7 protein-coding genes and 2 pseudogenes are annotated in these 9,577 nt (G+C 69.4%); 6 read left to right on the top strand and 3 right to left on the bottom strand.

The genetic code is table 11. The features are described from left to right. Positions 1–16 precede the first annotated feature (16 nt). Entirely contained in the window at positions 17–847 is an 831-nt protein-coding gene (locus ACIG5E_RS38360; protein ID WP_396541770.1) for an ATP-binding protein, read from the bottom strand. After that, positions 744–1,472 carry a DUF4240 domain-containing protein gene (locus tag ACIG5E_RS38355; protein ID WP_396541768.1) on the bottom strand — a complete coding sequence of 243 codons (729 nt, stop codon included), beginning with the start codon at positions 1,470–1,472 and terminating at the stop codon, positions 744–746. Before ACIG5E_RS38355 ends, ACIG5E_RS38360 begins: the two co-directional genes overlap by 104 nt. A gap of 248 nt (positions 1,473–1,720) precedes the next feature. On the opposite strand from ACIG5E_RS38355, the gene ACIG5E_RS38350 reads away from it, so the two are divergent. Beyond that, positions 1,721–3,220, top strand: coding sequence for a S1 RNA-binding domain-containing protein (locus ACIG5E_RS38350; RefSeq protein ID WP_396541766.1), 1,500 nt, complete (start codon positions 1,721–1,723; stop codon positions 3,218–3,220). A gap of 295 nt (positions 3,221–3,515) precedes the next feature. Beyond that, positions 3,516–4,793 (top strand): hypothetical protein, encoded by a 1,278-nt coding sequence (locus ACIG5E_RS38345; RefSeq protein ID WP_396541764.1) that lies wholly within the window; start codon positions 3,516–3,518, stop codon positions 4,791–4,793. A 396-nt stretch (positions 4,794–5,189) separates the two neighbouring features. Here the strand turns inward: ACIG5E_RS38345 and ACIG5E_RS38340 are convergent, their stop codons facing one another. Beyond that, complete coding sequence (locus ACIG5E_RS38340) at positions 5,190–7,592, bottom strand: sodium-translocating pyrophosphatase (RefSeq protein WP_396541762.1); 2,403 nt, start codon at positions 7,590–7,592, stop codon at positions 5,190–5,192. Positions 7,593–7,792: 200 nt separating this feature from the next. On the opposite strand from ACIG5E_RS38340, the gene ACIG5E_RS38335 reads away from it, so the two are divergent. The 4 genes and pseudogenes from ACIG5E_RS38335 to ACIG5E_RS38320 form a co-directional block, all read left to right on the top strand. Then, the gene (locus ACIG5E_RS38335; RefSeq protein WP_396541760.1) at positions 7,793–8,275 is read left to right on the top strand and encodes an inorganic diphosphatase; all 483 of its coding nucleotides are present in this window, start codon (positions 7,793–7,795) and stop codon (positions 8,273–8,275) included. Positions 8,276–8,459: 184 nt separating this feature from the next. Next, positions 8,460–8,603, top strand: coding sequence for a hypothetical protein (locus ACIG5E_RS38330; protein WP_396541758.1), 144 nt, complete (start codon positions 8,460–8,462; stop codon positions 8,601–8,603). 191 nt (positions 8,604–8,794) lie between these two features. Further along, a pseudogene (locus ACIG5E_RS38325) lies at positions 8,795–8,884 on the top strand (hypothetical protein); the annotation flags it as partial. A 252-nt stretch (positions 8,885–9,136) separates the two neighbouring features. Next, a pseudogene (locus ACIG5E_RS38320) lies at positions 9,137–9,577 on the top strand (hypothetical protein); the annotation flags it as partial.

The raw sequence follows: 9,577 nt of genomic DNA, 5'->3' as shown, positions 1-9,577 counted from the left end.
ATCGCCCTGGTCATGCTCACCCTGGCGGGCCCTCGCCCCACCCTCCCTGGACGCCAACCCGCGACAGCCTGACCCACACATCAAGCAGGAGAGCCTCTATTTCGCGGCAGTCGCGCTCGAAGCCGATCACGTCCGGGTGGAGGGGGGCGCTCTGCTCTGCGATGTGGTCCCTTGGTCCGCCGGGGAAGCGGAAGCGGACGGCCCGAGGAGCCGCGGGGTCGCGGTCATCGGTCAGAGTGATGTCCAAGTCACGGTTCAGGAATGCCAGTTCCCTGAAGCGCTCGGCCAGCACGTCGAACGAGAACTCCAGCGTCTCAAAGATCTCGGCATCGGGCCGGAAGGTGATCACGGTCCCGCTGCCGTCGGCCGGGCCAGTGCGAACGGGCGTCGCGACAGCTACGCCTCGCTCGTACTCCAGCACCCAGCGGGCACCGTCGCGCCGTACCTCGGCCGTCAGACGGCTCGACAGTGCGTTGACGACGGCCAGCCCCACGCCGAAGTAGCCGCCGGACAGCGAGCGCCGGTTGGCAGGCTGTGCCCCGCAGCAGAGCACGGCCAACCGGGTCTCCAGCGGAGGGCCGTCGCTGTGGCCGGCGTGCTCGACCGGGAGACCCATGCCGTCATCGGCGACGCGGATGCCGCCGTCGGCGGTGAGGGTGATCTCGACACGGCTGGCGGTGCCGCCGAGGATCTCGTCCAGCGCCCGCTCGGCGGCCTCGAACACCAAGTGGTGGAGGCCGCGTTCACCGACCGATCCGATGTACATCCCGGGCCGCTTCCGAACGGCCTCCAGGCCCTCCAGAACCACGATCGTGCTGGCGTCGTACGCCTTGGATTCCTCGCTCATGATGCCCCCTCCGAGGGTGTCCGACAGAGCTCCCCCAGCCTAGGAGATTTCCAAGAAATGCCCCGTGGTAGAGGGCAGCAAGGCGGGGAAGGCGACGGTGCATCTCGTCAGCGTCGTCGAAGTCGAAGTCCTCGCCCATGTCGGACTCCAGCGCCGTATCCAGGTCCTGCCCGGCCCGATGGCGCTTCCACGCCTCGTGGAAGGCATCGGCGTCACCCGTGAGGCGTTCGAACGCGCGGCTGGCCGCGTAGTTCACGCCCTCGTCGAAGATCACGTAGTCGTCGCCCCGGGTGGCGGCTTCGATCACTGCGGGGTTGTCCGCCAGATCGTCCGGCTGAGCGGCTGCCAGCTCGTACCAGTCCCGCCCGAGGGCGATCAGGCCGGCCCGGAAGTCCATGAAGCTGTCGTCCGAGCAGCCTCCCCCGATGAGATAGGCGGCAGCCCATACGTCCCAGCGGTACACGACGCCGTGTACCTCGTCGAAACGCTCCTGATAGGCCAGGATCTCCTCCTGCGAAAGTCCTGCCAGCTGGTCCACCAGGGCCTCAGCGAACGCCTCGCCGTGCGGACCGCTGCTTGCGTTCCGCGCTGCCCTGATCACATTCCAGAACCCGTCGATGTCCATAACCAGCCACCCTTGCAGCAGAGTCCGACATTTGAGGCCTACGGGATCCGGCCGCTCGGCGCGACAGCTCCATGACAGTGTCGGCTTCCAGGTCTTCTACGGCCACAGCGGCACTCACAGCGCCCACCGGCACCACCAACGGCGCGTTGGCTTCCGAACGTCGCGCCCGTACCCTCGGCATGTGATCACCTCCCCTGCCCGTCCACGGTCGGCCGCTGGGGCAACGTCGAGCCCCGCGGGGCGCTGACATGCCGCCTTTCATCCACTGCATCACCCCTCACAACTCCACCGACCGCACCCAGGACGGCCGGCGGGCTGAGGGGCTCTCCGACGCCCCGAACCGCATCGTGGCCGCCCTCGTGGCCGCGGTTGACGCGTTCGCCCGCGACAGCGGCGTAGAGCACCTGACGATCGATAACCCGATGCTCGACGGGTTCTTCCGCTACTCATGGCAACCCGGAGCAGCGGGCTTCGGGCTCACCGGGCTCTTCCCGCCCGATCACAAGGGCTATCACGACGGCGCACGCGTCCCCCGAGCCGTCGGCCTTGGCCTGGTGCGTGCCATGCTCCGTCGCGACGGCATCTGGTGCCGGCTACAGGACGGAGACCGGTTCTTCGTCCACGTCGGCGAGGACCAGCAGCTGTACGTCGGCAGCACGGCCCGCTGCGACGGTGCGATCGCCCTCTGCCGCGAACTTGGCCTACTCGCCGAGCAGATCGGTTCCTCACCCTACGACCGGGCGTCCGACCGGACGGAGGTGCTGCCTCCGGCCGACGACGCGTTCTGGACCGGACTCGCGGCCCTGGTCGCCGAGCGCGGCGGCGTACTCCTGGAGGAGACCTACGTCCGGAACGGATCGCGCTGGCACCGTCTGACGCCCGCCAACCTCGACGTCGTACGCACCGGGCTGACCCCGCGCGCCAGACTGGCCGTCTGGCCGGACCTCACCAACGACATCGACCCGATCCTCGACGCCATGGGCCAGTTCGGCAGGCTCGAACATCTCATCGTGCAGCAGCCGGACGGCCGGATCTACACCCGGATCGCGGACCCGTGGATGGCCTCCCGCACAGATGCCTACGGCTACTCCCACAGGTCCGACAGCCTTGCGCTGATCCCACTCCTACCAGCCGAGCGCAACCCACTGATGACCGCGGCCCTGCCCGACCGGGACGGCATCCTGCGTGCCCGGTGGCGGACCAACCCCACCCGGGCAGACCGGAGACGCGACTTCCTCCGCACTGTACGAAAGGGCGAGATCCGCACCGGAAAAGTGGCCGCGACGCCCCGATTCGGTGTCTTCGTCGACCTGGACGACGACCTGGGGCGAGCCATGGGCTTCATCAACATCCCCGAGCTGTCCTGGACGCACATCGACGCCATCACCGATGCCGTGCACGTCGGACAGGAGATCCGCTTCGAAGTCCTGGCCGTGGACCTGGAGCGCGAACAGGTCGCGCTGTCGCTCAAGGCCACCCAAGAAGACCCATGGCGGCGCTACTTCGACACTCACCACGTCGGTGACATCGTCCCCGGCACGATCACCAGACTGGTGCCGTTCGGCGCGTTCGTCCGCATCAAGCCTGGCATCGAGGGCCTTGTCCACCTCACGGAGCTCAGTACGTACGATGTCGGCGCGCCCGATGAGGTCGTCCGCGAGGACGACGACGTCCTCGTCCTGCTCGTCGAGGTCGACTTCGCACGCCGCCGTATCTGCCTCTCCATGCGGCAAGCCATCGAGACGTAGAGCCACGATCCGGCCGCGACTGGCTTGGGCCCGACGCCGTACCGGCACGGTCAGTGGCTGCGGCGCCGGCGACAGGCACGGCAAGGACGGTGCTCCCATCTGACGCGCGGTCACCACACCGTGGCACTCAGCATCGTCTCCCCTGGGGTCGGCGGGCTGGTCCTCCAGGTTCCGCAGACGCCGGCCCGCGACACACTGAGCTGTCCGGCAGACGTCGATACCGGCCATGAAGCCCACGTCGCCCGAGCCGAGGGGAGCGCCGCGCGAAACAGGGCCGGCTGCTAACGTCCCGCCCATGACGTGCACCGATCGTGCCCTTCTCCTTCTTCGCGGGCGCGCCGACCTGGCTCGGCTTGCGGCGTTCCCTTTCGACTTCGATCTGGACCGGGCCGAGCCCGGCGAAGCGGTGCGTCTGGCGTCCGGTGCGGCGCTCGAAGCGGTGGCGGGCGACGACACGGGTGGGACGTATTTCGTGTGCGCGGACGGGAGCGTGTTGTACGCCAGCTCCGAAGGGGAAGCCGGGCTGATCGCCGGCAGCGTGGACGAGGCGCTGGAAGTGCTGATCGGTCTGCCGGGCTGGCGGGACTACACCGGCCTCGACCCGCACGCCGACGACAGCATGCTGGCGGCTGCGGTCGCCCGGACCGAGGAAGCCACGCCGCTCTGGCACACCGTCCTGGCCCCCGGGCGGGCGGATCTCGCCGTGCTGCGCGCGAACGGCAGTTGCTGGTCCGAGGTCGCTGCCGACCCGGCGCGGCGGGCCACGGTGCTGCGCGCGGCCCAGTACGACCGGCAGCAGGCGGATCTGCCGCTCCTGCGCGTCCTGCTCCAACACGAGGCGAGGCACGGCGCCACGGAGGAACTGCGCCTGGCCGCCGTCCTCGTGGGTTGCCATGGCCGACCCGACGATCACGAGCTGCTGAAGGCGCTGCGCGAAGCGAACCCCGACATCCACCACCTGCTCGGCGGCTTCCCGGCCACACCACAGGAGCTGTCCCGCTGGGCCGCCGACTTCGACGTGTCCAACTACGGCCAGGACCCGGCGGACGAGCACGAACTCACCTGGGTTGAACTGGCTCGACGCCAAGGCCGCACCGAGCTGGCCCGGTGCACGCTGCTCCGCCTGCTCGACGACTGCGGACCGCACGACGCTGTCCTGCTGGGAGGCATCGCTGGTGAACTCACCCGGCTCGGTGACTTCACCCAAGCGGCCCGGGCCCGACACCTGTACGCATCCCTCCAGGACGACCCACTGCGCCGGGGTTCGGCCCTGGCCGATCTCGCTTCGCTGCAACGACGCGCAGGCGACATCGAAGCGGCCTGGCGCTCACTGCAACTGGCCGTCAGCGTCCTCAACGGCCCTCCCCCACAGCCGGCCACCGACCAACTGGCGCTCGGCCTCGACCTCCCGGAACCCGAGCCCACCGCTCTCAGGTGGCACGAACTTGGACTCGGCCTACGAATCACCGAGGAGCACTTCCACCTGGCACGCGCGGCAGCGGAAGCCGGTCTGTCTTGCACGGCACGCGCGTCTCGCACAGCTGGAACCGCCCTGATACCGAAACTGCCCTGAGCACGTACAGGATGCCGCTGAGTGCTCCCGCGGACGGCCGACGGGGCGAGGTGGAGGACGACAAGGTCGACAGCCTCCAGGCAAGGGACGACGCCGGCGGGAAGACCCACGTCCGGCGCTGTTCAGTTCACCGGAGCGGCCACGCCGGGGCGTCCTCTGGAGGAAGGCATTCGCCGCACGCCCGCGGAGGTATCGGATGACCGGCCGCCCGGACACTGCTCGGTCTCCACAGGCGTGGGCCACACCAAGGGCTTGGCCGCCAGAGCGAATTGTCCCGACTTATGCCAACTCCCTCGCCGCCCTGGTCAGCGTCCCGGCGCGGCCGTGCTGATCGGAGCCGTCCCGATCGCCCTGCTGTACCGGCGCCGCCGGGCGCGCACGTCGGCCGACGGCTGGTCACCGGACGGGCGCGGGCTCCTCCGGCGCGCGGCTGCCGGTGGGCGATTCGTCGGCACCGGCGGTGATGCCCCGGCGCTTGGAGATCCACACGGCGAGGACGACGACGGCCAGGGCCAGCAGGGCGATGGTCAGCCGGAGGCCCAGGTTGGCATGCGAGCCGAAGCTGAGTTTGACGATCGCGGGTGCCACCAGGAGGGAGACCAGGTTCATCACCTTCAGAAGCGGGTTGATGGCCGGTCCCGCGGTGTCCTTGAAGGGATCGCCCACGGTGTCGCCGATGACGGTGGCTGCGTGTGCGGGGCTGCCCTTGCCACCGTGGTGACCGTCCTCGACCAGTTTCTTGGCGTTGTCCCAGGCGCCGCCCGAGGTGGCCAGGAAGACGGCCATCAGGGTGCCCGCGCCGATCGCTCCGACCAGGTAGGAGCCCAGCGGGCCGACGCCGAGCAGGAAGCCGAGGGCGATCGGGGTCAGCACGGCGAGCAGGCCCGGGGTGACCAGTTCGCGCAGCGCGTCGCGGGTGCAGATGTCCACCACCCGCCCGTACTCGGGCCGCTCGGTGCCGTCCATGATCCCGGGCCGGGTCCGGAACTGGCGCCGGACCTCGAAGACCACCGCGCCGGCGGAGCGCGAGACAGCGTTGATCGCCAGACCGGAGAAGAGGAAGACGACGGCGGCGCCGACCAGCAGGCCGACCAGGTTGTTGGGCTGGTCGATGGCCAGGCTCAGGCTCGAGCCATGGGCGGCCGGGCCGATCTGCGCCTCGGCGGTCGCGATGGTGTCGGTGTAGGAGCCGAACAGCGCGGTAGCGGCGAGCACCGCGGTGGCGATGGCGATGCCCTTGGTGATCGCCTTGGTGGTGTTGCCGACGGCGTCCAGCTCGGTGAGCACCTGGGCGCCGGCGCCGGTGATGTCTCCGGACATCTCCGCGATGCCCTGGGCATTGTCGGAGACCGGGCCGAAGGTGTCCATCGCGACGATCACACCGACGGTGGTCAGTAGTCCGGTCCCGGCCAGCGCGACCGCGAACAAGGACAGGATCAGCGAGCCGCCGCCGAGCAGGAAGGCGCCGTAGACGGCGGCTCCGATGGCCACGGCGGAGTACACGGCCGATTCCAGGCCGAGCGCGACACCGGAGAGCACCACGGTGGCCGGCCCGGTCAGCGAGGTCTTGCCCAGGTCCCGTACCGGGCGACGGGTGGTCTCGGTGAAGTAGCCGGTCAGCTGCTGGATGACGGCGGCCAGCATGATCCCGATGGCCACCGCGACCAGGGCGAACACCCGCGGACTGCCCGCGTGCCGGGTGATCTCGGCAGGCGCCCCGTGCATTCCGGAGAAGCGGGCCGGGAGGAACGCGAAGACTGCGCCGGCCACCAGAGCGAGGGACCCCGCGGCGGAGACGAAGAAGCCGCGGCTGATGGCGGTCATCCCGCTGCGGTCCGTGGGCCGCGGGGAGACTGTCACGATGCCCAGGACCGCCGTGAGCACCCCGATGGCGGGCACCACCAGAGGGAAGGTCAATCCGTTGTCACCGAAGGCGGCTCTGCCCAGAATCAGCGCGGCGACCAGGGTCACGGCGTAGGACTCGAACAGGTCGGCCGCCATCCCCGCGCAGTCGCCCACGTTGTCACCCACGTTGTCGGCGATCGTCGCCGCGTTGCGGGGATCGTCCTCGGGGATCCCCTGCTCGACCTTGCCCACCAGGTCCGCGCCCACGTCCGCGGCCTTCGTGAAGATCCCACCGCCCACCCGCATGAACATCGCCAGCAACGCCGCACCGAAGCCGAAACCCTCCAGTACCTTCGGCGCATCCGCCTGGTAGATCAGCACCACCGTCGCCGCCCCCATGAGGCCGAGCCCCACGGTGAACATCCCCACTACCCCGCCGGTACGGAAGGCGATCCGCATCGCCCGGTGCGACACCCTTCGGACGATCGATGCCGCCGTTGGTCCCTCCCAGGACTCGACGGCCGGGACCGGAGTCGTCCCCGCCCGGGCCGCCGCCGCCACCCGAACATTGCTGCGCACCGCGAGCTGCATCCCGACGTACCCCGTCGTCGCCGAGAAGGCCGCCCCGACCAGGAAGAACACCGAACGCCCGATCCGTTGGCCCCAGTTGTCCGCCGGCAGTAGCAAGAGCACGAAGGGCACCACCCCTGCGAAGACGCCCAGGGTGCGGAACTGGCGCCTCAGGTAGGCGTTCGCACCCTCCTGAACCGCCCCGGCGATCCGCCGCATCGTTTCGGTGCCCTCGTCCGCAGCCAGAACCTGGCGCACAAGCGCCCAGGCCACCATCAGGGCTCCTGCCCCGATCACCGCGACGATCACCAGCAGCGTCCGGCCCGACCCGGTCAACTCGGGCGCGGCCGCAACGGATGCACCCGCATGAAAGATCCCAGCCATTCCGTCCTCCTTGACGTCGTGCCTGGGCGCCAGGCGCGCGAATTCGCCACCCGGGAGCTTCAGACCGAGGCTAACCCCGGGGGCTGGAGGTCTCCACGGGGGTTAGGGCAATCGCGTACCCGGCATGCGGCGACGAGTGATCCCACCGAAAATGGTGCTGCCGACACCGTCGGACGCCGCGGATCGCGAAGGAGACCGACATGGACTTCGAGGTGATCGTCGAGATCCCGCAGGGGTCACGCAACAAGTACGAGATGGACAAGGCCACCGGACGGATCCGCCTGGACCGGATGCTGTTCACGGCCACCCGCTATCCGGCGGACTACGGATTCATCGAGGACACCCTCGGCGGAGACGGCGACCCCCTCGATGCCCTCGTCCTCGTCGACGAGCCCACCTTTCCGGGATGCGGCATCACCTGCCGCGCCATCGGCATGTTCGTCATGACCGATGAGAAGGGGCCGGACGAGAAGATCCTCTGTGTGCCCGCCCACGACCCCCGCTTCACCCGTCTGCAGGACATCGACGACGTGCCCCAGCACGACCTGCAGGAGATCACCCACTTCTTCGAGGTCTACAAGGATCTCGAACCCGGAAAGTCCGTCGAAGGCTCCCACTGGGCGAACAAGGCCGACGCCTACGCCGAGATCGAGACCTCGCGCTCCAGAGCCGCCGCCCAATAGGCCCGCCGTGCTGTCGAGGAGGCCCTTGCCGAGCAGGACCGCTTTGCGATCTCGCCTACCCTCAAAGGACTCGGCGATGCACTGGATGGAGACGAGTGCCACGCGGAGCTGGGGTCTGCGGTCTGCGGTCTGCGGTCTGCGGTCTGCGGTCTGCGGTCTGCGGTCTGCCGCATGATGACCGCTCGTGCTGCTGCGTCTGGCCTACCACCTGACGGTGACAAACGCCTTCGCCGTGCTTCGGTTGCGGCCGATGAGCGATTGGGAGAAGGATGTGGAAATCCTGGCGCTACAACACCAACTGACCGTGCTGGAGCGCCAACTCGCGTAGGCTCGGCCGCGATTCGCTCCGGAGGGCCGCACGTTCCTGACCGGGCTGCTACATCGCCTTCCCAAGGAGTCCTTGCGGGCGGTTGCGGCTGCTGACCAGCCCGGAGGCGGTGCTGCGCCGACACCGCGGCTGGCGAATGCCGGCGTGGCCGAGCTCATCGGGGACACGCGGCATTTCAGCTCGCGCCGAACACCTACGCCGGCTACGAGGCGTGCGTGGAGCGGGACCTGATCCCCGCGTTCGGCCACTACCGGCTGCCCGACCTGCGCCCGAAGCACATCGAGCGCTGGATCGCCACCCAGCGCAAGGCCAAGCGCGGCAAGGTCACCGTCTACCGAATCGTCTCCACCCTGCGCAATGCCCTCAACGCCGCCGTCCGCTCCTGGGGGCTGCGCTACAACCCCGCCAAGCACTCCGTCCCCGCCCGGCCCCGCACCACCCAGCGCACCTGCTGGACCCCCGAGCAGGCCGCCACCTTCCTGCGCCACGGCACCGAGCACTACGCCGACCAGCCCACCGACCTGTTCGAGGTCATGCTCGGCACCGGCATGCGCCGCGGCGAGGTCCTCGCCCTCCACTGGTCCGACGTCCACCTCATGGACCGCAAGCTCTACGTCCACTGGACCCTCGCCGCCATCGACAACGGCAAAATCAACCTCCGCGAACCCAAGACCGAAGCCAGCCGCGCCTGGATCAGCCTCTCCCCCAGAGTCACGGCCGCCCTCCGCCGCCAGGCCGCGATCCAGATGAACGCCCACCCCAACGGCCAGCTGGAGGGTCTGGTCTTCGCCCGCCCGGGCGGTACACCGCTGCGCCCCCAGTGGGTCCTCGACCAGCTCCGCAAACGCACCGCCGAACTCGAACTCCCCCGCATCGGTCTGGTGAGTCGGCCCGGGGCGCGGTGCCGGGATTGCTCCCGGTCCGTTTCCCCGGACCGCTCTCCGAACCCGGCGTGCGATTCTCACCGCACCGGG

The sequence above is a fragment of the Kitasatospora sp. NPDC053057 genome (assembly GCF_044546945.1).
Classification (GTDB): Bacteria; Actinomycetota; Actinomycetes; order Streptomycetales; family Streptomycetaceae; genus Kitasatospora.
Note: the sequence above shows the minus strand (reverse complement) of the source record. Positions and strands in the feature narration are given on the sequence as shown.

Coding starts and splice junctions, on each gene's coding strand:
- ACIG5E_RS38335 (WP_396541760.1), top strand. CDS start 7,793: ATGGACTTCGAGGTGATCGTCGAGATCCCGCAGGGGTCACGCAACAAG.
- ACIG5E_RS38345 (WP_396541764.1), top strand. CDS start 3,516: ATGACGTGCACCGATCGTGCCCTTCTCCTTCTTCGCGGGCGCGCCGAC.
- ACIG5E_RS38340 (WP_396541762.1), bottom strand. CDS start 7,592: ATGGCTGGGATCTTTCATGCGGGTGCATCCGTTGCGGCCGCGCCCGAG.
- ACIG5E_RS38355 (WP_396541768.1), bottom strand. CDS start 1,472: ATGGACATCGACGGGTTCTGGAATGTGATCAGGGCAGCGCGGAACGCA.
- ACIG5E_RS38350 (WP_396541766.1), top strand. CDS start 1,721: ATGCCGCCTTTCATCCACTGCATCACCCCTCACAACTCCACCGACCGC.
- ACIG5E_RS38360 (WP_396541770.1), bottom strand. CDS start 847: ATGAGCGAGGAATCCAAGGCGTACGACGCCAGCACGATCGTGGTTCTG.